The organism is Micromonospora sp. NBC_01392, from assembly GCF_045040125.1.
Lineage (GTDB): Bacteria > Actinomycetota > Actinomycetes > Mycobacteriales > Micromonosporaceae > Micromonospora.
Genome location: NZ_CP109549.1, coordinates 2690254 through 2712870 on the forward strand (window position 1 = coordinate 2690254; position 22617 = coordinate 2712870).

25 protein-coding genes are annotated in these 22617 nt (G+C 74.3%); 14 read left to right on the top strand and 11 right to left on the bottom strand.

Annotation, left to right across the window (positions count from 1 at the left end; all coding sequences use genetic code 11):
- Window positions 1-19: 19 nt before the first annotated feature.
- From OG767_RS12330 to OG767_RS12340, 3 genes are all read right to left on the bottom strand, one after another.
- Window positions 20-1651: a RecQ family ATP-dependent DNA helicase gene (locus tag OG767_RS12330; protein ID WP_405093526.1), complete on the bottom strand. Its 1632-nt coding sequence runs from the start codon at window positions 1649-1651 to the stop codon at window positions 20-22.
- A gap of 50 nt (window positions 1652-1701) precedes the next feature.
- A complete protein-coding gene (locus OG767_RS12335; RefSeq protein WP_405093527.1) occupies window positions 1702-2652 on the bottom strand; it encodes a TIGR03557 family F420-dependent LLM class oxidoreductase in 951 nt (316 codons plus the stop codon).
- Window positions 2653-2718: 66 nt separating this feature from the next.
- Window positions 2719-2841, bottom strand: a complete 123-nt coding sequence (locus OG767_RS12340) for a hypothetical protein (RefSeq protein ID WP_255563043.1) — start codon at window positions 2839-2841, stop codon at window positions 2719-2721.
- Between the two features lie 137 nt (window positions 2842-2978).
- On the opposite strand from OG767_RS12340, the gene OG767_RS12345 reads away from it, so the two are divergent.
- Window positions 2979-4478: a glycoside hydrolase family 3 protein gene (locus tag OG767_RS12345; protein ID WP_405093528.1), complete on the top strand. Its 1500-nt coding sequence runs from the start codon at window positions 2979-2981 to the stop codon at window positions 4476-4478.
- 46 nt (window positions 4479-4524) lie between these two features.
- Here OG767_RS12345 and OG767_RS12350 read toward each other — a convergent pair whose 3' ends face one another.
- Window positions 4525-4812 (bottom strand): GNAT family N-acetyltransferase, encoded by a 288-nt coding sequence (locus OG767_RS12350; RefSeq protein ID WP_281939550.1) that lies wholly within the window; start codon window positions 4810-4812, stop codon window positions 4525-4527.
- Window positions 4809-6035: a cysteine desulfurase-like protein gene (locus OG767_RS12355; RefSeq protein ID WP_405093529.1), complete on the bottom strand. Its 1227-nt coding sequence runs from the start codon at window positions 6033-6035 to the stop codon at window positions 4809-4811. Before OG767_RS12355 ends, OG767_RS12350 begins: the two co-directional genes overlap by 4 nt.
- 130 nt (window positions 6036-6165) lie before the next feature.
- Between OG767_RS12355 and OG767_RS12360 the strand changes: the two genes are divergently transcribed.
- The 7 genes from OG767_RS12360 to OG767_RS12390 all read left to right on the top strand — a co-directional run bounded on the left by OG767_RS12360 (window position 6166) and on the right by OG767_RS12390 (window position 10519).
- Window positions 6166-6531 carry a hypothetical protein gene (locus tag OG767_RS12360; RefSeq protein WP_396770943.1) on the top strand — a complete coding sequence of 122 codons (366 nt, stop codon included), beginning with the start codon at window positions 6166-6168 and terminating at the stop codon, window positions 6529-6531.
- Between the two features lie 77 nt (window positions 6532-6608).
- Complete coding sequence (locus OG767_RS12365; RefSeq protein ID WP_405093530.1) at window positions 6609-7430, top strand: DUF1206 domain-containing protein; 822 nt, start codon at window positions 6609-6611, stop codon at window positions 7428-7430.
- A gap of 76 nt (window positions 7431-7506) precedes the next feature.
- Window positions 7507-8703 (top strand): mechanosensitive ion channel family protein, encoded by a 1197-nt coding sequence (locus OG767_RS12370; RefSeq protein ID WP_405093531.1) that lies wholly within the window; start codon window positions 7507-7509, stop codon window positions 8701-8703.
- A 275-nt stretch (window positions 8704-8978) separates the two neighbouring features.
- On the top strand, window positions 8979-9413 hold the full coding sequence (locus OG767_RS12375; protein ID WP_405093532.1) for a phage holin family protein: 435 nt from the start codon (window positions 8979-8981) through the stop codon (window positions 9411-9413).
- On the top strand, window positions 9410-9757 hold the full coding sequence (locus tag OG767_RS12380) for a DUF3618 domain-containing protein (protein WP_405093533.1): 348 nt from the start codon (window positions 9410-9412) through the stop codon (window positions 9755-9757). Before OG767_RS12375 ends, OG767_RS12380 begins: the two co-directional genes overlap by 4 nt.
- Complete coding sequence (locus OG767_RS12385; protein ID WP_107160738.1) at window positions 9754-10026, top strand: DUF4235 domain-containing protein; 273 nt, start codon at window positions 9754-9756, stop codon at window positions 10024-10026. The genes OG767_RS12380 and OG767_RS12385 overlap by 4 nt, the downstream gene beginning before the upstream one ends.
- Before the next feature lie 289 nt (window positions 10027-10315).
- Complete coding sequence (locus OG767_RS12390; protein WP_088962828.1) at window positions 10316-10519, top strand: cold-shock protein; 204 nt, start codon at window positions 10316-10318, stop codon at window positions 10517-10519.
- A 102-nt stretch (window positions 10520-10621) separates the two neighbouring features.
- Here OG767_RS12390 and OG767_RS12395 read toward each other — a convergent pair whose 3' ends face one another.
- A complete protein-coding gene (locus tag OG767_RS12395) occupies window positions 10622-10813 on the bottom strand; it encodes a hypothetical protein (protein ID WP_405093534.1) in 192 nt (63 codons plus the stop codon).
- A 91-nt stretch (window positions 10814-10904) separates the two neighbouring features.
- A complete protein-coding gene (locus OG767_RS12400; protein ID WP_405093535.1) occupies window positions 10905-11888 on the bottom strand; it encodes an aldo/keto reductase in 984 nt (327 codons plus the stop codon).
- Window positions 11889-11975: 87 nt separating this feature from the next.
- On the opposite strand from OG767_RS12400, the gene OG767_RS12405 reads away from it, so the two are divergent.
- Window positions 11976-12767 (top strand): trans-aconitate 2-methyltransferase, encoded by a 792-nt coding sequence (locus OG767_RS12405; RefSeq protein WP_281939573.1) that lies wholly within the window; start codon window positions 11976-11978, stop codon window positions 12765-12767.
- The gene (locus tag OG767_RS12410) at window positions 12764-13789 is read left to right on the top strand and encodes an adenosine deaminase (protein ID WP_405093536.1); all 1026 of its coding nucleotides are present in this window, start codon (window positions 12764-12766) and stop codon (window positions 13787-13789) included. Before OG767_RS12405 ends, OG767_RS12410 begins: the two co-directional genes overlap by 4 nt.
- Window positions 13790-14001: 212 nt before the next feature.
- Here OG767_RS12410 and OG767_RS12415 read toward each other — a convergent pair whose 3' ends face one another.
- Together OG767_RS12415 and OG767_RS12420 are read right to left on the bottom strand one after the other, a co-directional pair.
- The gene (locus tag OG767_RS12415; protein WP_199199906.1) at window positions 14002-15390 is read right to left on the bottom strand and encodes a HAMP domain-containing sensor histidine kinase; all 1389 of its coding nucleotides are present in this window, start codon (window positions 15388-15390) and stop codon (window positions 14002-14004) included.
- Between the two features lie 29 nt (window positions 15391-15419).
- Entirely contained in the window at window positions 15420-16109 is a 690-nt protein-coding gene (locus tag OG767_RS12420) for a response regulator transcription factor (RefSeq protein ID WP_107160748.1), read from the bottom strand.
- 73 nt (window positions 16110-16182) lie between these two features.
- Here OG767_RS12420 and OG767_RS12425 point away from each other — a divergent pair, with 73 nt between their 5' ends.
- Window positions 16183-17112 carry an ADP-ribosylglycohydrolase family protein gene (locus OG767_RS12425; protein WP_405093537.1) on the top strand — a complete coding sequence of 310 codons (930 nt, stop codon included), beginning with the start codon at window positions 16183-16185 and terminating at the stop codon, window positions 17110-17112.
- A gap of 296 nt (window positions 17113-17408) precedes the next feature.
- Here the strand turns inward: OG767_RS12425 and OG767_RS12430 are convergent, their stop codons facing one another.
- Window positions 17409-18296 carry a DUF1775 domain-containing protein gene (locus OG767_RS12430; RefSeq protein ID WP_405093538.1) on the bottom strand — a complete coding sequence of 296 codons (888 nt, stop codon included), beginning with the start codon at window positions 18294-18296 and terminating at the stop codon, window positions 17409-17411.
- 200 nt (window positions 18297-18496) lie between these two features.
- Between OG767_RS12430 and thrS the strand changes: the two genes are divergently transcribed.
- Together thrS and OG767_RS12440 are read left to right on the top strand one after the other, a co-directional pair.
- Window positions 18497-20506, top strand: coding sequence for a threonine--tRNA ligase (gene thrS, locus OG767_RS12435; RefSeq protein WP_405093539.1), 2010 nt, complete (start codon window positions 18497-18499; stop codon window positions 20504-20506).
- Between the two features lie 50 nt (window positions 20507-20556).
- Window positions 20557-21102 (top strand): HIT domain-containing protein, encoded by a 546-nt coding sequence (locus tag OG767_RS12440; RefSeq protein WP_281939582.1) that lies wholly within the window; start codon window positions 20557-20559, stop codon window positions 21100-21102.
- A gap of 61 nt (window positions 21103-21163) precedes the next feature.
- On the opposite strand, the gene OG767_RS12445 is transcribed toward OG767_RS12440, so the two are convergent.
- Window positions 21164-21700 carry a hypothetical protein gene (locus OG767_RS12445; RefSeq protein ID WP_281939584.1) on the bottom strand — a complete coding sequence of 179 codons (537 nt, stop codon included), beginning with the start codon at window positions 21698-21700 and terminating at the stop codon, window positions 21164-21166.
- 81 nt (window positions 21701-21781) lie between these two features.
- Between OG767_RS12445 and OG767_RS12450 the strand changes: the two genes are divergently transcribed.
- Window positions 21782-22414 carry a CG0192-related protein gene (locus tag OG767_RS12450; protein ID WP_405093540.1) on the top strand — a complete coding sequence of 211 codons (633 nt, stop codon included), beginning with the start codon at window positions 21782-21784 and terminating at the stop codon, window positions 22412-22414.
- Window positions 22415-22617: the final 203 nt, after the last annotated feature.

A 22617-nucleotide genomic window follows, 5' to 3' on the forward strand; every position in this document is an offset into this window, starting at 1 on the left:
TCGCGGTGCCCGGATCAGGCTAGTCCAGCTCCAGCAGGCCCTGTTCGGACACCACGCGCACGGACAGCGTCTTGTAGCCCACCTCGTCGAAGAGCACCGTCATCCGGCCCTCCTCGTAGCTGAGCACCAGGCCCGAACCCCACTCGGCGTGGCGGACCTGGCTGTGCACCGGGAACGGCCCGACCGCGCCGTCGTTGGCCACGCTGGTGCCGGCGTGGCAGTTGTCGCAGTGGCCGCAGACCTCGCTCATCTGCTCACCGAAGTAGGCCAGCAGCGCCTGCCCGCGGCAGCCGGTGGTCTCGGCGAACGCGCGCATCATGTCGGTCCGCGACCGGGTCACGGTCTGCTGCCGTTCGGCCTCGGCGCGCGCGGCCCGGCCGGCCTCGGCGGCGTCCGGCGCGTAGCGGGGCGCCCCGACGCGTTGCCGGGCGCGGGGCTCGGCGGCGCCGATCTGCTCCAGCAGGGAGAGGTACTGGCCGAGCTTGCGCGGGCCCAGCCCGGTCAGCTCGCGCAGTTCCTTGCGGGTGCGGGCCTTGCTCCGCAGCACCGCGGCCAGGTCGGACAGTTCCTTCTCGTCCGGCAGCCCGCCGCTGAAGTAGCGCTGGAGGCCGACGTCCTCGGAGCGCCACAGCAGCAGCACCCGGGACGGGGAGCCGTCCCGGCCGGCGCGGCCGATCTCCTGGAAGTAGCTGTCCGGCGAGTCGGGCAGCGCCATGTGCACCACCCAGGCGATGTTCGGCTTGTCGATGCCCATGCCGAACGCCGAGGTGGCCACCATGATGGGCACCCGGTCGGCGAGGAACGCCTCGTGCAGCTCGTGCCGCGCCGCGGTGGGCATGCCGCCGTGGTAGAACTCGGACGGGAAGCCCGCCTTGGTCAGTCGCTCGGCCAGCTCCTCGGCCGCGCGCCGGGTCGGCACGTAGATGATGCCGGGCCGCTCGTCGTCGCGCAGCAGCGCGATCAGCCGCCGCCACCGGTAGTCGTCGGTCGGGCAGTGGGCCACCTCGAGGAACAGGTTCGGCCGGTCCAGCCCGGAGACCACCACCTCGGGCTCGCGCAGCCGCAGCCGGGCGATGATGTCGTCGCGCACCGGGGGCGAGGCGGTGGCGGTCAGCGCCACCACCGGCGGCCGGCCGAGCCCGTCGATCAGGTGGCCGAGCGCGAGGTAGTCCGGCCGGAAGTCGTGGCCCCAGGACGAGATGCAGTGCGCCTCGTCGATCGCGACCAGCGCCGGGGACAGCGAGCGGACCTCGGCCAGCCGGTCCGGGTTGCTCAGCGCCTCGGGCGTGATGAACAGGAACTCGGCCCGGCCGGCCCGGATGTCCTCGATCGCCTCGGCCTGCTGCGCGGCGCTCTCGTCCGAGCTGATCCGGACCGCGCGCAGCTCGGGCCGTTGCCGCTCGTTGAGCGCGGCGATCTGGTCCTGCTGGAGCGCGAGCAGCGGGGAGATGACCACGGTCGGGCCGGGGATCAGGCTGGCCGGGATCTGGTAGATCGCCGACTTGCCGGCGCCGGTGGGGAGCACCACCAGGGCGTCGTGGCGCTGCATGACGGCGCGCATGGCGGCCAGCTGGTTGGGCCGCAACGCGGTCCAGCCGAACAGGTTCTTCGCCGCGCGGCGCAGAGTGGTGGCGTGCCTGGTCAGTTTCATCAAGCGCCTCAGCTACCCCCGGAGTCCGACCCCGAAACCGGCTGCCCTGATCACCGCAGTCGGGGCAGCACGTCGCGCTGGTAGAGGTCGAACAGGCCCTGCCAGTGCGGGCCGGTGTTGGCCACGTAGACCTCGTCGAACCCGGCCTTGGCGTACCTGTCGATCATCTCCAGGTGGGCGTCGGCGTCCGGGCCGCAGACGAACGCCTCCCGCACCTGCTCCGGGCGGACCAGCTCGGCGGCCTGCTCGAAGTGGCGCGGCGAGGGGAGCACCTGGGACAGCTCGCCGGGCACGCCCGCGTTGGGCCAGCGCTCGTACGCGATCCGGGCGCCCTCGTCGGCGGTGTCGGCGTACGCGGCCTTGAAGCCGCCCTGGCACGGCTTGTCGCCGCCGCCGGCGTCGCGGAACCGGCGCACCATGTCGGCGTCGGGCATCATGCTGACGTACCCGTCGCCGATCCGGGCGGCCAGCTCGATCGCCTTCGGGCCGAAACCGGAGACGTGGATCGACGGCGGCGTCTCCGGGCGGGTGTAGATCCGGGCGTGCTCCACGGTGTAGTGCCTGCCGTGGTGGTTGACGAAGTCGCCGCGCCACAGCTCGCGGATCACCTCGACCGCCTCCGCCAGCATCTCCAGCCGCACGTCGGTCTGCGGCCAGGCGTCGCCGAGGATGTGCTCGTTCAGCGCCTCGCCGGTGCCCACCCCGAGCACGAACCGCCCCTCGTGCAGCACCGCGCTGGTGGCCGCCGCCTGGGCGACGACCGCCGGGTGGATGCGCATGGTGGGGCAGGTGACGGCCGTGGTCACCGGCAGCCGGCAGACCTGGCTGAGCGCGCCGATGGTCGACCAGACGAACGGGCTCTGGCCCTGCGCGTCGACCCACGGGTGGTAGTGGTCGGAGATCCACAGTGCCTCGAAGCCGGCCTGCTCGGCGCCGCGCGCCTGGGCCAGCAGCTCGGCCGGGGTGTACTCCTCACTGGACAGGAAGTAACCGATCTTCATGCGCCTCACCTCCGCCGTGTCGGGACACCGACACCCCTACCCCGGCGGCCCCTGTCGAACCAGGTGTCAGCGGCGGAACATCGCGCGGATCGCGATCAGCAGGAAGAGCGCGCCGACCACCAGGCCGAGCAGGCGTACGCCGGGGATGTCGGCGGCGCCGGTGGCGTCCGCGAGCGGCAGGGCGGGCATGGACGAACTCTCCCACGGGGCGGGGCGGGGCGCCAGCAGCTAACAGTAAGGATTGTTGACTATTTAGCTGCGCGGTGTGACCATGTCAGCACCCGTCGATCCCCGGCGGGACCGTGGGGATACGGGGGTAGCACAGCGTGAGGGAACGGATCGTGGGCGCCAGCGGAGACCTGGCGGCGCTCGCCGCCGCCGTCCTGCAACCCGGGTTCGTCGGCACCACCCCGCCGCCCTGGGTCTGCCGCTGGCTCGGCGAGGGGCTCGGCGGGGTGGTCCTGTTCGCCCGCAACGTCGTCGACCACGAGCAGGTCGCGACGCTGACGGCGAACCTGCGGGCGGAGCGGCCGGACGTGATCGTGGCGATCGACGAGGAGGCCGGCGACGTCACCCGGATCGAGTCGGCCCGGGGCAGCTCGCGGCCCGGCAACTTCGCGCTCGGCGCGGTGGACGACGCGGCGCTGACCGAGGACGTCGCCCGCGACCTGGGCGCCGAGTTGGCCGCGGTCGGCATCACGCTCGACTACGCCCCGGACGCCGACGTCAACTCCAACCCGGCCAACCCGGTCATCGGGGTGCGCTCGTTCGGCGCCGACCCCGAGCTGGTCGCCCGGCACACCGCCGCCTGGGTCCGCGGGCTCCAGGCCGGCGGTGTCGCCGCCTGCGCCAAGCACTTCCCCGGGCACGGCGACACCCGGGTCGACTCGCACCTCGACCTGCCCCGCATCGGCGGCGACCGGGCCCGGCTGGACGCGGTCGAACTGGCCCCGTTCCGCGCCGCGGTGGCGGCCGGGGTCCAGGCGGTGATGACCGGCCACCTGCTGGTGCCGGCGCTCGACGAGGAACTGCCGGCCACGCTCAGCGCGCGCATCCTGGGCGGGCTGCTCCGCGAGGAGCTGGGCTTCAACGGCGTGGTGGTGACCGACGCGGTGGAGATGCGCGCGGTGTCCGACCGGTACGGCTTCGCCGGGGCGGCGGTGCGGGCGCTCGCCGCCGGCGCGGACGCGATCTGCGTGGGCGGGGAACGGGCCACCGAGGCCGACGCCCGTGAGCTGCGCGACGCGATCGTGGCCGCGGTGGTGCGCGGCGAACTGCCGGAGGAGCGGCTGGCCGAGGCGGCGAAGCGGGTCGGTCAGCTCGCCGCGTGGAGCGTCGCCGCCCGCGCCCACCGCAGCGGTGGCCGGCCGGCCGCCGACGGGTCGCCGATCGGGCTGGCCGCCGCCCGCCGGGCCGTCCGGGTCACCGGTGACGCCGGGCTGCTGCCGCTGGCCGGGCCGGCGCACGTGGTGGAGTTCGCGCCGCCCCGCAACATCGCCATCGGCGAGGAGACCCCGTGGGGGATCGCCGCGCCGCTGGCCCACCTGACGCCGGGCACCACCACCGCCCGGTACGCCGCCGACGCCGTCCCGGCCGACCCGGCCACCGGCCCGGCCGACCGGCCGCTGGTGCTCGTGGTCCGCGACCTGCACCGGCACGGCTGGATGCGGGACGCGGTGACCCGGGCGCTGGCGTCCCGCCCGGACGCGGTGGTGGTCGAGCTGGGCGTGCCCGAGCTGGCCGCCGGTCGGGTGCACCTGGCCACCCACGGCGCCACCGCGGCGGCGGCCCGGGCCGCCGCCGAGCTGCTGGCCGGCGTCCGCTGAACTCCCGGCCCGGCCGGGTGGGGAGGTCCCCCGGTCGGGCCGGGCCTCAGGGCGCGTCGACCACCAGGTCGGCGTAGTCCGGGTGCCGTTCGATGAACGCGGCCATGAACGGGCAGCGGGGCACCACCCGGCCACCGTTGGCGCGCACCTGGTCCAGCGTGCCCCGGATCAGCGCGGCGCCCACGCCCTGCCCCTGGTAGCGGTCCTCGACCTCGGTGTGCGTGAAGACCAGCACCTCACCGCGCGGCAGGTACGCGGTGAAGCCGGCCAGCGCGTCGTCGACCAGGATCTCGAAGCGGTGCTTGGCGGGGTTCTCCTCGACCAGGAAGCTCACCGGACCATTGTCCCCTCGCCGTCGGCCAGCCGGTCGAGTTCGGCCAGCAGCCGGTCCACCTCGGCGATGGTGTTGTAGTGGTAGACGCTGGCCCGCACCGCGCCGCCGCTGTCGCGCAGGCCCATGGCCTGGAAGAACTCGTAGGCGTAGTAGTCGCCGGAGGAGAGGCAGAGGCCCGCCTCGCCGAGCGCCGCGGCGGTCTCCGCCGGGGTCCGCCCGGCCACCCGGAACGACACCGTGGGGCAGCGCCGGGCGGGCGCGCCGTACACCGTGACGAAGGGGCGGGCCGCCAGCCCGGCGAGCAGCCGGTCGAAGACCGCCTCCTCGTGCGCCTGGGCGGCGGCCAGGCCGGCATGGACCCGTGCCCGGCGGTCGCCGGTCGCGGCCGGGTCGAGCGACGCCAGGTGGTCCACCGCGGCGGTCACGCCGGCCAGCAGCGGGAAGCTGGGCGTGCCGTACTCGAAGCGGTCCGGGACCGTGTCGGCGGAGGGCAGCAGCTTCGCCGGGCGCAGCGTCGCCCACCACGCCGGGTCGGCGACCATCGCCGCCAGGTGCGGGCCGGACCACTTGTACGCGCTGGTGACCAGCACGTCCGCGCCCAGTGCGGCCAGGTCGGTGGGGCCGTGCGGCACCGAGTGCACCCCGTCCACGCAGACCAGCGCGCCGACCGCGTGCGCGGTCTTGGCGATCGCCGACACGTCCGGCGCGGTGCCGATCGCGTTGCTGCCGGCGGTCACCGCGACCAGCCGGGTGCGCTCGCCGACCAGGTCGGCGTACTGGCCGGCGGGCAGCTCACCGGTGGCCCGGTCGAACTCGGCCCAGCGCACCGTCGCGCCGGCCGCCTCGGCGGCCTGCACCCAGGGCCGGACGTTGGCGTCGTGGTCCAGCCGGGAGACCACCACCTCGTCGCCCGGTCGCCAGCCGGCGCCCAGCGTCCGGGCCAACGTGTAGGTCAGCGCGGTGGCGCTCGGCCCGAGCACCACGCCCGACGGGTCCGCGCCGAGCAGGTCGGCGACCGCGGCCCGGGCGTCGGCGACCAGCTCCAGCGCGCGCCGGCCGGGCCGGAAGGCGGTGCTGCGGTTGCCCATGGCGGCGCGCATGGCGTCGGCCACCGCCTCGATCACCCCGGTCGGGGTCTGGGTGCCACCGGCGCCGTCGAAGTGGGCGAAGCCCTCGCCCAGCGCGGGATACGCCCCCCGCACCCGCCCCACATCAAAAGCCATCCCCGCACCCTAGCGTGAAAGGACGGGCCCCTTCTTAACGCCTTCGGTAGAGGTGGGGCCCCTTCTCAACGCCCCACCTCGGCGCGCCCGCCGCCCGGGAGCGTGGCCGGCGGGCGGTACCGTTGGGGAGGTGACGAACCGACGTGCCACCTTCCCCCCGACCCCCACCCGTCGTGCCGCCGGGCTGCTCGCCGGTCTCGCCCTCGGCGCCGCGTTGCTCGCCGGGTGCAGCTCCAACGGCGCCGACACCGACTGCGGCCTGGACGCCTGCACCATCACGTTCGACCGTGGCGTGGACGCCAGCGCCACCGTCCTCGGCGTCGAGGCCAAGCTCATCGGCGCCCAGGACGACCAGGTCACCGTCGAGGTGGCCGGGGAGCAGCTCTCGCTCACCACCGGCCAGCAGGCCACCGAGGTCGGCGGCTTCCAGGTCAGCCTGGACAGCGTCACCGACCAGAACGTCACGCTGCGGGTGGCCCGCAACCCCAACAACTGATCGGATTCGGCCGGGCGGCGGTCGGCGGCGGCGGGCGGTGACGTTTGGAAAACTGCACGTCGGGAGATTGAGGGCCCATGTCTCTCACCCGGAACGCCGGAGCCACCGCCGCCCAGGCCAAGAACAGCCGGTGGCTCGAACTGCTGACTCGCGCCGGTTTCATCGGCTACGGAATCGTCCACCTCCTGTTCGCCTGGCTGGCGCTACAGATCGCCTTCGGGAATTCCGGGGAGGAGGGCAACCAGAACGGCGCGCTGCGCACGCTCGGCGAGCAGCCGCTCGGCAAGTTCGTGTTGGTGGTGATCGCCGTCGGCCTCTTCGCCATGGCCCTCTGGCAGGCCAGCGAGGCGCTTGTCGGTCACCAGTCCAGGACCGGCAAGGAGCGCACCTTCGAGCGGATCGCCTCGGTCGTCCGGGTGATCATCTTCGTCTGGCTGGGCTGGACCGCGATCAAGGTCGTCCAGGACGCCAGCTCCAACTCCTCGGACCAGCAGCAGCAGCTCACCGAGAAGCTGATGGCCTCCGACGGCGGCCGGTGGCTGGTCGGGCTGGCCGGCCTGGTGCTCGCCGCGGTCGGCATCGGCATGGTGATCTACGGCCTGAAGAAGAAGTTCGAGCGCAACCTGAAGACCGGCGAGATGAGCCCGAAGACCCGCCAGCTCACCCGCCGCCTCGGCATGGCCGGGTACGCCGCCCGCGGCGCCGTCTTCGCCATCGCCGGCCTGCTGATCGTGGTCGCCGCCGTCAAGTACGACCCGGAGAAGGCGCGCGGTCTGGACGCCGCCCTGCGGACGCTGCGCGACCAGGCGTACGGGCCGTGGCTGCTGGCGCTGATGGCGCTCGGCATCGCCGCGTTCGGCGTCTACTGCTTCTTCCAGTCCCGGTACCGCAAGGTCTGATCCTGGTCGATATCCGGACCGCCGGGCACCATTGGGCCTTTGCCCGATTCCGCCCGGGCCGGAGGGAGAGAATGTCGTGCAGAGCTATCTGGTGACGGTCGCCGCCGCGCTCGCCGCGGCGGCGGTCGCGTTGGTGCTGGTCGAGGTGGTGCACCGGGTCACCCGCCGGCTGGGCCGTCGCTCGCTGCTGATGACCGAGCTGACCGAGCACTCGCACCGCGCGTTCCAGGTCGCCGCCACCGTGGTCGGCGTCCAGCTCGCGGTCCGGTTCACCACGCTCTACGCGGTGGGCAGCCCGTGGCGGCAGTTCGTGCTGCACACGCTGGTGCTGGCGATGATCGCCGCGGCGGCCTGGCTGGTGGCCTCGTTGCTGGTGGTGGCGGAGGACACCGCGCTGGCCCGGTTCCGGGTGGACGTGCCGAACAACCGGCACGCGCGCCGGGTACGGACCCAGGTGGTGCTGCTGCGCCGGTTGACCATCGCGGTGATCGTGATCCTCGCCGTCGGCGTGATGCTGATGACGTTCCCGGCCGTACGCGGCGTCGGCGCCGGCGTGCTCACCTCCGCCGGTGTGGTCGGTGTCGTCGCCGCGCTCGCCGCGCAGAGCCTGCTGGGCAACGTCTTCGCCGGCCTCCAGCTCGCCTTCAGCGACGCGGTACGCCTCGACGACGTGGTGGTGGTCGAGGGGGAGTGGGGCCGGATCGAGGAGCTGACGCTCAGCTACGTGGTGGTGCAGATCTGGGACGACCGCCGGTTGATCCTGCCCACCTCGTACTTCACCAGCAAGCCGTTCCAGAACTGGACCCGCACCGAGGCGGCGGTGCTCGGCACCGCCGAGTTCGACCTCGACTGGGCCATCCCGGTGCAGGCCATGCGGGAGGAGCTGCGTCGGCTCTGCGAGGGCACCGAGCTGTGGGACGGCCGGGTCTGCGTGCTCCAGGTGACCGACGCGACCGGTGGGATGGTCAAGGTCCGCGCGCTGGTCAGCGCCGCCGACGCCGGCAGCCTCTGGGACCTGCGCTGCCTGGTCCGCGAGCACCTGGTGACCTGGGTACGCGACCACCGCCCGACCGCCCTGCCCCGGCTGCGTGCCGAGGTGGGCGACGCGACCGGCCCGCTGCCCTGGCAGGTGGTGCAGCCGCGCCGGACGGCCCGTCGGCCGGCCGACACCGAGGCGCACGACGACGCGCGGGTCTTCGGCGGCAGCGACGACGGGGACGCCCGCAGCGAGGTGTTCGTGGGCCGCGAGGACCACGCCGAGGCCCGCCGCTGAGCCGTCGTACCCCGATCGGAGCCCCCGGCCGCCCGCGCGGCGCCGGGGGCTCTCCGTGCGTGCCGAGCCTGGGGCCGGACGTCCGGGGTTCGTAGCGGGCCGGGCCGGACGGGTTTGCCCGGCGGAGTTCCGGGGACCTGCTGCGCACGCCCCGGATTCCGGCTGGTCGACGCCGGGCGCCGGTGGCGCGCGGCCGGGCCGACCGGCCGCCCCGCGCAGGATTGACGGGCGGCGACTCCGGGCATACAGCGCGGTGATGAAGAAAGGAGGACAGCATGGCTGACGTCGCGAGTCACAGTACGTCCCGGACCGGGCACGAGCCGTCCACCGCGGAACTGGTGCAGCGGGCCACCGAACAGGTCACCCGTCTGGTACGGGACGAGTTGACGCTGGCCCGGGCGGAGCTGACCCAGAAGGGCAAGCACGCCGGGATCGGGATCGGTCTGTTCGGCGGCGGCGGGGTGATGGCCCTCTACGGCGCGGGCGCGCTGGTCGCCACCGTGATCCTGCTGCTGGCACTGGTCATGCCGGCGTGGCTGGCCGCCCTGATCGTGGCGGTGGTGTTGTTCCTGCTCGCCGGGATCCTGGCGCTGGTGGGCAAGAAGCAGGTCAGCCGTGCCGTCCCGCCGGTGCCGGAGGCGACGGTCCGCAGTGTCCGGGCGGATGTCGAGACGGTCACCGCCGCGGTGAAGGACGGGAGGCGGGCATGACCGGGAACGGGAACGGGACCGGGGACGTGGCGGCGCTCCGGGAGGAGATCCGCCGGACCCGGGTGGAACTCGGTGAGACGATGGAGCTGCTGGCGGCCCGGGCCGACCCGAAGGCGCTGGTGCGGCACTCCGCCGAGCAGGCCAAGGCGCGGCTGCGTCAGGAGGCGGCGCTGACCGTCGCCCGGGTGCGCACGCGGGCCACGGAGCGGGCCCGGCAGGTCCGGGCGCAGGCGTACGAGTCGGGTGAGGCGGTCGGGCGCAACCCGTTGCCGTGGGCGGCCGTCGCGGCCGGCGCGGTGGTGACCGTGGTGGTGCTGTTGGTGGTCCGAGGGAGGCGCAGGTGAGCGGCAGGATCGGCAAGGCGGCCTACAAGCCGGTGGGGGTGCTGCTCGGCCTGGCCGCCGGCACGGTCGCCGGAATGATCTTCCGGCAGGTCTGGAAGCTGACGGCGGGCGACGGCGACGCGCCGAGCGCCACCGACGAGGACCGCGGGTGGGGCGAGGTCCTGGCCGCCGCGGCGCTCCAGGGCGCGATCTTCTCGGCGGTGCGCGCCGCCGTGGACCGGGGCGGCGCGGTCGGCGTACGCCGGCTGACCGGGCACTGGCCGGACTGAACCAGCTCGATCGAAGGCCCCTTTCCCGTTGCGTGGGAGAGGGGCCCTTCGCGTTTCCGGACCCCGGCCATCCGTCGATCTCCGGACAACTTTCAGGTCACATGTCGGAGAACTTCGTCCGGTAGGCTGTGCGAAGTTTTTGCGTACGTGGTTTGCTGTCTCACGCTGTTGCGAGACGCGTGGGTTGAGGGACGTTCCCCTGCACGGGGGCCGCCTCAGGCGCCGCTGCTCGAAAACGGCCAATCGGCCGCACGGCGTGCTCGGCCGCCAGTTTTAGAAGGAGTTGCACATGGCGCAGGGAACCGTGAAGTGGTTCAACGCTGACAAGGGCTTCGGCTTCATCACCGTCGACGGCGGGGGTGCTGACGTGTTCGTCCACTTCTCGGCCATCCAGTCCAGCGGCTACCGCTCGCTGGAGGAGAACCAGCGGGTGGAGTTCGAGATCGCCCAGGGTCAGAAGGGTCCGCAGGCCGAGCAGGTCCGCCCCATCTGAGCTGACACCGTGCCGGCCCCGCCGGCCGGTGCGCGAAGCCCCGCATCCCGCACGGGAGGCGGGGCTTCTCCGTGTCCCACCCGGCAGGCGCGCCGGTGCGCCTCAGTGGCGTCGGGCCCGCATGCCGAGCCAGAGCGCCACGAACCCGGCCACGACGACCACCGGGCCGACCAGTGCCCAGATCCGCCGGTCGGTCAGCACGCTGCCCTCGACGTAGCCGAGCCCCAGCACGGTCCAGAGCGCGCCGATCACCACCGCCAGCAGACCTACGGTGAGCCGGAACCAACCCCTCATCGCGCCCCCTCCGACGACGTCCGCCCCGCCCCAGCATGCCCGCCGACGCCGGTCGTGGGCGACGCCGCGCCGGCGGGCCGAATCGGTGCGGTCACCACCGGTCGTGCACCTGCGGCCGGATCAGCTCGTCGTAGGTGGCCCGCACGGAGGCCAGCTCCACCTCGGTCAGCGGCGGCTGGCCGGCCGCCTCGGCGTTGCGCCGGGCCTGCTCGGCGGAGCGGGCGCCGGGGATCACCACGGTCACGCCGGGCTGGTCGAGGATCCAGCGCAGCGCAAACTGCGCCATGGTGCGGGCGTCGCCGACCAGTGGCGCGAGCCGGCGTACCGCGGCCAGGCCGAGGTCGTAGTCGACGCCGGAGAACGTCTCGCCGACGTCGAACGACTCGCCGTGCCGGTTGAAGGTGCGGTGGTCGTCCGCCGGGAACGTGGTGTGCTCGTCGTAGCGGCCGGAGAGCAGGCCGCTGGCGAGCGGGACCCGGGCGATGACGCCCACCCCGGCCGCGGCGGCGGCCGGCAGCACCCGCTCCAGCGGCTTGTGCCGGACCGCGTTGAGGATGATCTGCACGCTGGCCACGCCGGGCCGGGCGATGGCGGTGAGCGCCTGGTCGCAGGTCTCCACGCTGACGCCGTACCCGGCGATGCGCTTCTCGGCGACCAGCGTGTCCAGGGCGTCGAAGACGCGGTCGTCGGCGAAGACCGCGGTGGGCGGGCAGTGCAGCTGCACCAGGTCGAGCGTGTCGACGCCGAGGTTGGCCCGGGACCGGTCGGTCCAGGCCCGGAAGTTGTCGAGCGTGTATGCCTCCGGCGTCTGCGGCACCCGCCGGCCCATCTTGGTGGCCACGGTCAGCCCGTGACCCGGGTGGGCCCGCAGGAACCGCCCGATGAGCTGTTCGCTGCGGCCGTCGCCGTACACGTCGGCGGTGTCCAGGAAGGTGACGCCGGCGTCGACGGCGGCGGTCAGCACGTCGAGCGCCGCGTCCTCACTGACCTCGCCCCAGTCCGCGCCGAGCTGCCAGGCGCCGAGTCCGATGATGCCCACGTGCCGGCCGAGCCGGTCGAAGTTGCGCTGTTCCATCCGGTCGAGCCTAGTGAGCGGGTTGCCGTGGCGCTCGTCGGGCCGTACGGTCGTTAGCAAGACGTACGTACGGTTTGGAGGCTTGTCATGTGGGATCCGAGCACCTACCTGCGCTACTCCGACGAGCGCTCCCGGCCCTTCCACGACCTGCTGGCCCGCGTCGGCGCCGAGCGCCCGCGCGCGGTGGTCGACCTCGGCTGCGGGCCCGGCACGCTCACCGCCGGGCTCGCCGAGCGCTGGCCCGGCAGCCGGATCACCGGCCTCGACTCCTCGCCCGAGATGATCGGCCGGGCCGCCGCCCTGGCCGCCCCGGTCACGTTCGCCGTCGGCGACGCCCGGGACTGGCGGCCGGCGCCGGACGTCGACGTGCTGGTCGCCAACGCGGTGCTCCAGTGGGTGCCCGGCCACCGCGAGCTGCTCACCCGCTGGGCCGTCGAGCTGCCGCCGGACGCCTGGCTGGCGTTCCAGGTCCCCGGCAACTTCGCCGCGCCGTCGCACCGCGCGCTGCGCGAGGTCGCCGGCCGGGACCGGTGGCGCCAGCCGCTCGCCGGGCTGCTGCGCGAGGCCCCGGTCGGCGAACCCGTCGACTACGCCACGCTGCTGACCGGAGCGGGCTGCGCGGTGGACGCCTGGGAGACTACCTACGTGCACCTGCTCCCGGTCGCCGGCGCGGACCACCCGGTGCTGACCTGGATGGAAGGCACCGCGCTGCGCCCCGTCCGGGCCGCGCTGGACGCCGCCGGCTGGGCCGACTTCCGGGCCGAGCTGGGGGCCCGCCTCGCCGAGGCGTACCCGGTGCGGCAGGGTCAGGTGTGTTTCCCGTTCCGCCGGATCTTCGTGGTGGCCCGCACCGGCGCCCGCGCAGAGGAGAACCCGTGACCGACCTGTCCACCTTCATCGCCGGCCTGCCCAAGGTGGAGCTGCACGTGCACCACGTCGGCTCCGCCTCACCCCGGATCGTCGCCGAACTGGCCGCCCGACACGAGGGGCGCACTCCCGTCCCGGCCGACCCGGAGGCGCTCGCCGACTACTTCGCGTTCCGCGACTTCGCCCACTTCATCGACGTCTACCTGAGCGTGGTGGACCTGATCCGGGACGCCGACGACGTCTGGCTGCTCACCCACGAGGTGGCCCGCGAGCTGGCCCGCCAGCAGGTCCGCTACGCCGAGCTGACCGTCACCCCGTACTCGCACGTGCGCCGGGGCATCCCCGCGCCGGCGTTCTGCGAGGCGATCGAGGACGCCCGCAAGCGCGCCGAGGCCGACTTCGGCATCGCGCTGCGCTGGTGCTTCGACATCCCCGGCGAGGCCGGGCTGCCGGCCGCCGAGCAGACGCTGCGCATCGCGCTGGACCAGCGGCCGGACGGGCTGATCAGCTTCGGTCTCGGCGGCCCCGAGATCGGCGTGCCCCGGCCCCAGTTCAAGCCCTGGTTCGACCAGGCCCGCGCGGCCGGGCTCCGGTCGGTGCCGCACGCCGGTGAGACCACCGGGCCGGAGACCATCTGGGACGCGCTGCGCGAGCTGGGCGCCGAGCGGATCGGCCACGGCATCTCCGCCGTGCTCGACCCGGCGCTGCTGGCCCACCTGGCGGAGCGCCGGATCCCGCTGGAGGTCTGCCCCACCTCGAACGTCCGCACCCGGGCGGTGGCCAGCCTGGACGAGCACCCGCTGCCGCAGCTCGTCGAGGCCGGCGTGCCGGTCAGCATCAACTCCGACGACCCGCCGATGTTCGGCACCACGCTCGACGAGGAGTACGCGGTCGCCGCCCGGCTGCTGAAACTCGACCCGCACGGGGTGGCCGCGCTGGCCCGCGCCGCGGTGGACGCCGCGTTCCTGGCGCCGGCCGAGGCGACCCGGATCAAGGCCGAGATCGACGCGTACGTGGCGGGCGCGGCCCGCTGACCGACCGGACGGAGAGCGGCGCGCGACGGGAGCGAGGTGTGGGGGGACCGGACTCCCGCCGCGCGCACGGATCCGCCGGCCGGAAGGTGTTACGGGGCGTCCCGGCCGACGGAACTGATGGGTTCTGTCAGAGATCCTGGCATTTCGCGGCGGTGTCGGGGCGGTCGTTAAACCACTCCTAAGGAGAACTTGCGCCGGCCCACAACCAGGGGTCAGCGCGGGCGCGGCCAGCGCCGTCCGGCGCGGGGCTCCCGGGCCTCCCGGGTCATCCGACCGACCAGCCCGAACCGGTTGACCTGCCGGGGCGCCGCGTCCGGATCGGCCAGCAACATCACCACGCTGGCCCCGCCGAGCCGGGCCCGGTCGATGCTCACCGAACCGTTGGCCTGCAACGCGACCCGCTTGGCGATGTCCAGCCCGAGCCCGGTGGAGCCCTTGTCGCTCTCGCCCCGGCGCAGTGCCCGGTCCGGGTTGGCGATGCCCGGCCCGGCGTCGTCGATCCGGATCGCCACCCAGCCGTCCCGGCGGCTCACCGCCACCTCGAACGCGGTGCCCTGCGGCGTGTAGCGGAACACGTTGCCGATCACCGCGTCGAGCGCGGCGGCCAGCTCGGCCCGGGGCACCGGCGCGGGGATGCGCAGTTGCGCCCCGACCACCCGGTGCGGCCGGTTCTGGTCGCCGGCCAGCGCCGACCAGAAGACCATCCGGTCCCGCACCACCTCGCTGACGTCGCAGGACGCCGGGGCGGTCTCCTGGCTCACCGCCTTGCGGGTCGTCTTGATGAGCTGGTCGACCTCGCCCTCCAGCGTGACGATGGCCTGCCGGATCCGCCGGATGCCGCGTCGCCGGTCCAGCTCCGCCTCGCTGAACGTGCCGATGCTGGTGTCGTCGGACTCCAGGGCCTCCGCGTCCAGCCGCAGCGCGGTCAGCGGGGTGCGCAGCCGGTGCGACAGGTCGGCGACGAGTTCGTGCTCGTCGGCGCGGAGCGCCACCAGCCGCTCCGCCATCCGGTTGAACGCGTGCCCCGCCTCGGCCAGCTCCCGGGGACCGGCCGGCTCGACCCGTACGCCCAGCTCGCCGTCGCCCACCGCGAGCGCCGCCTTGACCAGGTCGCCGGTGGCGTCCACGGCCCGGGCCGCCACCCGGTCGACCACGATCACCGCGGCGCCGACCAGCGCCAGCGCCACCGCGAGCAGCAGCAGCCACCGCCCACCGCTGCCCGCGTCGAGCACCTCGTCGGGGACGAAGACCTCCACCACGGCCACCCGGTCACCGAGCACCACCGGGTCCAGCCGCAGCACGCCACCGTCCACCTCGGTCACCACCGAGCGCCGCTGCGCGGCGGCGTCGGCCAGCGCGGCGGAGTCGGCCCGGCCGGCGGACTCGTCGGCGCCGACGCCGTGCACGACCGGCCGCAGCGCCGGGTCGTCCCCGCTGGCCGCCACCGCCCGCCGGACCACCTCCGGGTCGGTGCTGACCGCCAGCGCGCCGGTGACCAGCGCGCCGCGCCGGGCGGCGTCGGCCAGCTTCTCCTCGCGGGACTGGTCCGACAGGGTGATCCCGAGCGGGACGAGGAAGGCGAGCGCGACCAGGCTGCACATGCCGGCGGTGAGCCAGGCCAGCGCCGTCCTCAGTCCGGTGCCACCAGCCGGAAGCCGACCCCCCGCACGGTGCGCAGGTAGCGTGGCTTCGCCGCGGACTCGCCCATTTTGCGGCGGAGCCAGTACAGGTGAACGTCGATGGTCTGGTCCTCGCCGACCGATGGCTGCCGCCATACCTCCTCCAAGAGTTCCCGCCGGGACACTACCCGGCCGGGACGCGCGGCGAGATACGCCAGCAGGTCGAATTCCTTGCGGGTCAGCGCCAGCGCCTCCCCGTCCAGCACCGCGCTGCGCTCGCCCACGTCCACCCGCAGGCCGCCGACCGTGTGCACGGCCGGTTGCACGGTACGGCTGGCCCGGCCGGCCCGGCGCAGCACGGTGGTGATCCGGGCGTCCAGGTGCGCGCCGGTGAACGGCTTGACCATGTAGTCGTCCGCGCCGGCCCGCAGCAGCCGGACCACCGACTGCTCGTCGTCGCGGGCGGTGGCGATGATGATCGGCACGTCCGTGATGCCGCGCAGCATCCGCAGCGCGTCCGAGCCGTCCAGGTCCGGCAGGCCCAGGTCGAGCACCACCAGGTCGGGCGTCTCCGCGGCGACCCGGCGCAACGCGTCCAGCGCCGTGCCGACCGCGTGCACCGCGTGGCCCCGGTCGGTCAGCGACCGCAGCATCGCGCCGCGGACGACGTGGTCGTCTTCGACCAGCAGGACGGTTGCCACGTCAGCACCGTACTCGGCGTGGCAAGTCGGTCGCGTTGCGGCAGGCCGGGGAACCGGGCAAGCTGGAACGGCGATGACGTTCACCCTCTTCCCCGACGCCCGCCTCACGCTCGCCCGCGACGCGCTGGCCGGCCTGTCGGTCGGCGACGCGCTCGGCTCCCAGTTCTTCGTGCCCGGTCGGCACCCGGCCGACCTCGCCGAGGGCCGGCTGCCCGCGCCGCCGTGGGAGTGGACCGACGACACCGAGATGGCCTGTTCCGTGGTGGCCGAGCTGGCCTCCGCCGGGCGGATCGACCGGGACCGGCTGGCGCTGGCGTTCGCCGAGCGCTGCGAGCCGTACCGGGGTTACGGCCCGGGCGCGGTGACCGTCCTGCGGCTGATCCGCACCGGCACGCCGTGGCCGGTGGCCGCCGCGTCGGCGTTCGACGGGCAGGGCTCCTGCGGCAACGGCGCGGCGATGCGGGTGGCCCCGCTCGGCGCCTGGCACGCCGACTCCATCCGGCGCGCCGCGGACCAGGCCCGGGCCTGCGCCGAGGTGACCCACGCGCACCCCGAGGGGATCGCCGGCGCGGTGGCGGTGGCGGTGGCCGCCTCGCTGGCCGCCCGGGCCCGCCTCGACGGCGACCGGCCCGAACCGGCCCGCCTGCTCACCGCCGTGGCCGGCGCGCTCGACCCGGCCGGCGAGGTGCACCGGGGCGTACGCCGGGCCGTCGCGCTGCTCGGTCACCCGGCCGCCGAGGTGGTCGACGCGGTGGGCAACGGCTCGCGGGTCACCGCGCAGGACACCGTCCCGTTCACACTCTGGGTCGCCGCCACGACGCTGGCCGACTACCCGGCCGCGATCCGCGCCTGCGTGGAGGCGGGCGGCGACGTGGACACCACGGCCGCGATCGTCGGCGGCGTCGTCGCCGCGTACGCCGGGGTCGGCACGCCCGGCGGCGTCCCGGAGGGCTGGCTGACAGCGCGCGAGCCGCTGCCCGGCTGGCTCACCGCCCCGGCCTGACCCCGCCCCGTCGGCGCTCCGGCGGGGCGCGCCCGGCGCCGATCCGCGCCCGTCACGCTCCTCGCATCCGCTGTGCCGCCCGTGCCCGTCACGTCCGCTGTGTCGCCCGCGCGTGGTGCCGCCGGCGGCTGCCGCCAGCCCCATCATCACCGTCAGTGACGGGCCGGTGAGGCATGGTGCGACGAAGCGATATACCTCAGCGTCATAATTATGACGCTGAGGTATATCGCTTGGCGGACTCACTATCCCCGCGGCGCGACACGCCGACGAAGTGCCGTCCCGACACGCCCGCGCGTTCACGCGGGCGGGCGCGCGCCGCCGACGGGGACGGGCTCGACCATGGTCACGCCGTCGCCGTCGGCCGTCGCGCTCCGGTGCGTGGTGAGGGAGTCGGGTCCGGGCGACAGGGTCATGGTGCCGCGCCGGCGGCGGCTGAGCAGCCAGCCGATCACCCCGCCGCCGGCCAGGCCGGCGAGCAGGCCACCGCCGAGCAGCAGGTCCGCGCTCGGCCCGTCGTCGGCCGCCGGCGCCGCGGCGGTCACGTCGGCCGGCGCCGGGTCGCCCGGCGCGCCGTGGCCGCCGTGCGCGCCACCGACCGCACCGGCGCCACCGACCGCACCGGCGTCGCCGCCGTGCGGGGCGGCGCCCGACAACGGCGGCAGCAACGCGACAGTCGGCGCCGGGTGCGCGCCACCGGCCGGGTCCGCCCAGCGGACCACCGTGCCGTCGGCGTACGTCTGCACCACGGTGAAGGTCAGCCGGTCGGTGGCCGGCATCGGGCCCATGCCCAGCGGCAGCCGGACCGCCCCGCCGCCGCCGCCGGGCACCCGCAGCCAGGTCACCGCATGCGTCACCTGGTTCAGCTCGGCGGCGTGGATGCCGGCCACCGGCTGGTCCAGGGTGCGGGTGGTGATGCTCGGCGCCCAGTCCGGCACGGACAGCGGATAGACCTCGCCGATCGGCGCGTCCGCCGGCATGGTCAGCTCGATCTTGCTGGTCCGGGTGCCGGGGCGGTCGGCGGGCACCACCACCGACAGCTCGATCGCGTCGCCCTGGCGCACCTCGCCGGGAGAGGTCGTGACGGTCACGCCGGCGGCGGCGGCCGGGCCCGGCCAGCTCACCGCGCCGGCCAGCGCGGCGGCCAGCAGCGACGCCGCCCACCGGCCCTGACGGGTCATCCTCATGGTCGTCCCCATCCTCGTCGACTGGGGCCGGTTCCGGCTCCGGCCCCACCCGGTAGTTCGGCCGGGAGGACGGAAAGGTTCAACGCGGCGGGGAAGTCGTGACCGGCGGGCCGGCGTCGGCGTCGGCGTGGTCGGGGTGACCGATAGCATCGCAGGGGCCGGTCCCCGGCAGATCCGTACCGTCGACGACAGGAGTCACCGTGTCCGCACCCCGTACCCCCGCCGTGGCCGACCCCGTCGTCGTCGCCGCCGGGACCACGGCGGCCGACGCGGTGGCCGCGGCCGGCCTGCCCACGACCGGGCCCAAGGCCGTCGTGGTGGTCCGCGACCCGCGCGGTCAGCTCCGCGACCTGGACTGGGTGCCGGCCGAGGAGACCACCGTCGAGCCGGTGGCGCTGAACAGCCCGGCCGGCCTGGAGGTGCTGCGGCACTCCACCGCGCACGTGCTCGCGCAGGCCGTTCAGGACGTCTTCCCCGAGGCGAAGCTCGGCATCGGCCCGCCGATCGAGAACGGCTTCTACTACGACTTCGGCGTCGACAAGCCGTTCCAGCCGGACGACCTGGCGAAGCTCGAGAAGCGGATGCAGGAGATCGTCAAGTCCGGCCAGCGGTTCCGCCGGCGGCGCTTCGCCAGCCTGGACGAGGCCCGGGCCGAGCTGGCCGCCGAGCCGTTCAAGCTGGAGCTGATCGAGGTCAAGGGCGAAGGGCTGGACTCCTCCGAGGTGATGGAGGTGGGCGGCGGCGAGCTGACCATCTACGACAACCTCGCCGCGAACGAGGAGAAGGTCTGCTGGTCGGACCTGTGCCGGGGGCCGCACCTGCCGAACACCCGGCTGATCGGCGCGTTCAAGCTGATGCGCTCCGCCGCCGCGTACTGGCGAGGCTCGGAGAAGAACCCGCAGCTCCAGCGCGTCTACGGCACCGCGTGGCCGACCCGGGACGAGCTGAAGGCGTACCTGAAGCTGTTGGAGGAGGCCGCCCGGCGCGACCACCGCAAGCTCGGCGCGGACCTCGACCTGTTCAGCTTCCCCGACGAGATCGGCTCCGGCCTGCCGGTCTTCCACCCCAAGGGTGGCGTGCTCAAGCGGGTGATGGAGGACTACGTCCGCACCCGCCACATCGAGGAGGGCTTCCAGTACGTCGGAACGCCGCACATCTCCAAGGAGGGTCTCTTCCACACCTCGGGACACCTGCCCTACTACAAGGACACGATGTTCCCGCCGATGGAGATGGAGGGCAGCGACTACTACCTCAAGGCGATGAACTGCCCGATGCACAACCTGATCTACCGGTCGCGCGGGCGGTCCTACCGGCAGCTCCCGATCCGGCTGTTCGAGTTCGGGTCGGTCTACCGGTACGAGAAGTCGGGCGTCATCCACGGGCTGACCCGGGTGCGCGGCTTCACCCAGGACGACTCGCACTCCTACTGCACCCGCGAGCAGGCGCCGGCGGAGATCAAGCACCTGCTGGGCTTCGTGCTCAGCCTGCTGCGTGACTTCGGCATCGACGACTTCTACCTGGAGCTGTCCACCCGCGACGACACCCGGCCGGACAAGTTCGTCGGCACCGACTCCGACTGGGCCACCGCCACCGCCGTGCTGGAGGAGTGCGCCCGGGAGACCGGCCTGGACCTGGTGCCCGACCCGGGCGGCGCGGCGTTCTACGGCCCGAAGATCTCCGTGCAGGCCAAGGACGCCATCGGCCGGACCTGGCAGATGTCGACGATCCAGTACGACTTCAACCAGCCGGAGGGCTTCGGGCTGGAGTACCAGGCCGCCGACGGCACCCGGCAGCAGCCGGTGATGATCCACTGCGCGAAGTTCGGCTCGATCGAGCGGTTCATCGGCGTGCTCACCGAGCACTACGCGGGCGCGTTCCCGGCCTGGCTCGCGCCGGTGCAGGTGGTCGGCATCCCGATCCGCGACGACCACGGCGACTACCTGGAGGAGTTCGCGGCGACGCTGCGGCGGCACGGGATCCGGGCCGAGGTCGACCTGGGCGACGACCGGATGCAGAAGAAGATCCGCAACGCGCAGCAGCAGAAGATCCCGTTCATGGTGATCGCCGGCGACGACGACGTGGCCGCCGGCACCGTCTCGTTCCGCTACCGGGACGGCTCGCAGCGCAACGGGGTGCCGTTGGCCGAGGCGGTGGCGCACGTCCGTGAGGTGACGGAGTCCCGCACCAACAGCGGCCCCAGCGCCGCCTGAGCGGCGGCGCGGTTCAGCGGAGGTGGGGCGCGGATCGTAGGATCGCCGGTGTGACAGGGGTGGAGCGGCACACGGACAGTGGCCTGGCGGACGGGCTGGACCGGCTCTGGACGCCGCACCGGATGACCTACATCTCCGGCGACGACCGGCCCGAGGGCGGGTACGAGAAGCCGACCGGCTGCCCGTTCTGCCTGGCCCCGGGCCGGCCGCCGGAGGAGAGCCTGGTGGTCGCCCGGGGCGAGCACGTCTTCGCGGTGCTCAACCTCTATCCCTACAACCCGGGCCACCTGCTGATCTGCCCCTACCGGCACGTGGCCGACTACACCGAGCTGGACGCGCCGGAGACGACCGAGCTGGCCGCGTTCACCAAGGACGCCATGCGGGTGGTCCGGCGCACCTCCAGCGCGCACGGGTTCAACCTGGGCATGAACCAGGGTGGCGTGGCCGGTGCGGGCATCGCCGCGCACCTGCACCAGCACGTGGTGCCGCGCTGGGGCGGCGACGCCAACTTCATGCCGGTCATCGGCCGCACCAAGGTGCTGCCGCAGTTGCTCGCCGACACCCGCGCCCTGCTCGCCGAGGCGTGGCCCGCCTGACTCGACGCGGCCGGCCCCGCACCGACCCGAATCGGCGCGGCCGGCCCCGCACCGGCCCGACTCAGCGCAGCCGGCCCCGCACCCGGGCGAGTCGGCGGCGGGCCCCGGTGGCGGTCCGCTGGGCCGCCGCGGCCCGGTCCGCGGCCAGTTCCGCGCGGACCGCGAGCTGACGCAGCCGACGCTGCACCATCCGGTCGCCGTGCCGCGCGATCCACAGGCAGACCCCGGCCAACGGCAGCTCGACCAGCACCGCCAGCACCACCGACACCACCAGGTCCGGCCCGGGCGGCGTGGTCGTCACGTCGAACCAGGCGTCCACCGCGAGCATGGTCGCGGTGGCGGCGGCCGCGAGCACCACCTGCCGGTTTCCCCGGTACGCGTGCCAGGCGGTCAGCCCGAGCAGCGCCACCAGGCCCAGGTCGAAGCCGACCCAGGCGGCCCGGTAGTGCACCGTGACCTGGTGCCGGGGCAGGGTGAACGCCAGGTAGCCGATCCAGGGCAGGGTGAGCACGGCCAGCGCCACGAACGTGGGCGCCACCCAGCGGGGCGCCGGGCGTACCCGCGCCGCCTCGTCGACCTGATCCACCGACGTCTCCATGCGCGCCTCCCGGCCCGGTGGTGCCCGCGCCACCGGGCTCGGCAAACCCGATGGTCACCCCTCGACAGTACGATCTTGCGCATGGCCCTGCTGCACCGCGCGGAACTGCGCCCCTCGAAGTTGGAGCTGCTCGCCGGGTGGCTGCCCGGCCGGCCCTGGTTCACCGGCGGCGCCGACGGGCCGGTGACCCGGGTGGCGGCCTACCGGTTCGACGATCCGGCCGGCGAGGTCGGCATGGAGACGCTGCTCGTGCGCGCCGGCGACGGGCCGGTGCTCCAGGTGCCGCTGACCTACCGGGGCGCCCCGCTGCCCGGCGCGGAGCGGTTCCTGGTCGGCGTGGTCGAGCACTCGGTGCTCGGCCGCCGCTGGGTGTACGACGCCTGCGGTGACCCGGTCTACCCGCCGGCGTTGGCCGCCGCGGTGCTCGCCGACGCGGGTCAGGCGGAGGAGCACTTCGAGGTCGACGGCGAGCGGGAGGTACGGGCCCCGAGCATGACCGTGTCGGGCAGCCGCACCGACCGCGCGCTGCCGGCCGGCCCGGCCGACGAGGTGGTGGACGGCGATCCCACGGTGATCCGCGTCGACGGCGTGGAGCTGGCCCTGGTCCGCCGGCCCGCCCCGGCCGACACGCCGGCCGACACGCCGGCGGCGGGCCGGCTCACCGGCGCGTGGCCGGGCCGGGACGCGTCGGTGCTGCTGGCCTACGCCCGCTGACTCCCGGCCGTTGCGGGCCCACGGTTCGCGGCCGGGCGCCGGGCGCCGAGTGCCGGCGTTCCGGCCCGCTTCGACGTGCGGTGCTCGACGGTGTGGCGCTCGACGAACGATCGCTCCGGAGCGATATGACGAGGAGTCATAATTATGACTCTGCGGTATGCGTCGTTCACCCGGCGATGCTTCCCCGCTGGCGTCACGGAGAG

Coding starts and splice junctions, on each gene's coding strand:
- OG767_RS12330 (WP_405093526.1), bottom strand. CDS start 1,651: ATGAAACTGACCAGGCACGCCACCACTCTGCGCCGCGCGGCGAAGAAC.
- OG767_RS12335 (WP_405093527.1), bottom strand. CDS start 2,652: ATGAAGATCGGTTACTTCCTGTCCAGTGAGGAGTACACCCCGGCCGAG.
- OG767_RS12340 (WP_255563043.1), bottom strand. CDS start 2,841: ATGCCCGCCCTGCCGCTCGCGGACGCCACCGGCGCCGCCGACATCCCC.
- OG767_RS12355 (WP_405093529.1), bottom strand. CDS start 6,035: ATGGCTTTTGATGTGGGGCGGGTGCGGGGGGCGTATCCCGCGCTGGGC.
- OG767_RS12365 (WP_405093530.1), top strand. CDS start 6,609: ATGTCTCTCACCCGGAACGCCGGAGCCACCGCCGCCCAGGCCAAGAAC.
- OG767_RS12375 (WP_405093532.1), top strand. CDS start 8,979: ATGGCTGACGTCGCGAGTCACAGTACGTCCCGGACCGGGCACGAGCCG.
- OG767_RS12380 (WP_405093533.1), top strand. CDS start 9,410: ATGACCGGGAACGGGAACGGGACCGGGGACGTGGCGGCGCTCCGGGAG.
- OG767_RS12390 (WP_088962828.1), top strand. CDS start 10,316: ATGGCGCAGGGAACCGTGAAGTGGTTCAACGCTGACAAGGGCTTCGGC.
- OG767_RS12395 (WP_405093534.1), bottom strand. CDS start 10,813: ATGAGGGGTTGGTTCCGGCTCACCGTAGGTCTGCTGGCGGTGGTGATC.
- OG767_RS12400 (WP_405093535.1), bottom strand. CDS start 11,888: ATGGAACAGCGCAACTTCGACCGGCTCGGCCGGCACGTGGGCATCATC.
- OG767_RS12405 (WP_281939573.1), top strand. CDS start 11,976: ATGTGGGATCCGAGCACCTACCTGCGCTACTCCGACGAGCGCTCCCGG.
- OG767_RS12415 (WP_199199906.1), bottom strand. CDS start 15,390: ATGTGCAGCCTGGTCGCGCTCGCCTTCCTCGTCCCGCTCGGGATCACC.
- OG767_RS12425 (WP_405093537.1), top strand. CDS start 16,183: ATGACGTTCACCCTCTTCCCCGACGCCCGCCTCACGCTCGCCCGCGAC.
- OG767_RS12430 (WP_405093538.1), bottom strand. CDS start 18,296: ATGAGGATGACCCGTCAGGGCCGGTGGGCGGCGTCGCTGCTGGCCGCC.
- OG767_RS12445 (WP_281939584.1), bottom strand. CDS start 21,700: ATGGAGACGTCGGTGGATCAGGTCGACGAGGCGGCGCGGGTACGCCCG.
- OG767_RS12450 (WP_405093540.1), top strand. CDS start 21,782: ATGGCCCTGCTGCACCGCGCGGAACTGCGCCCCTCGAAGTTGGAGCTG.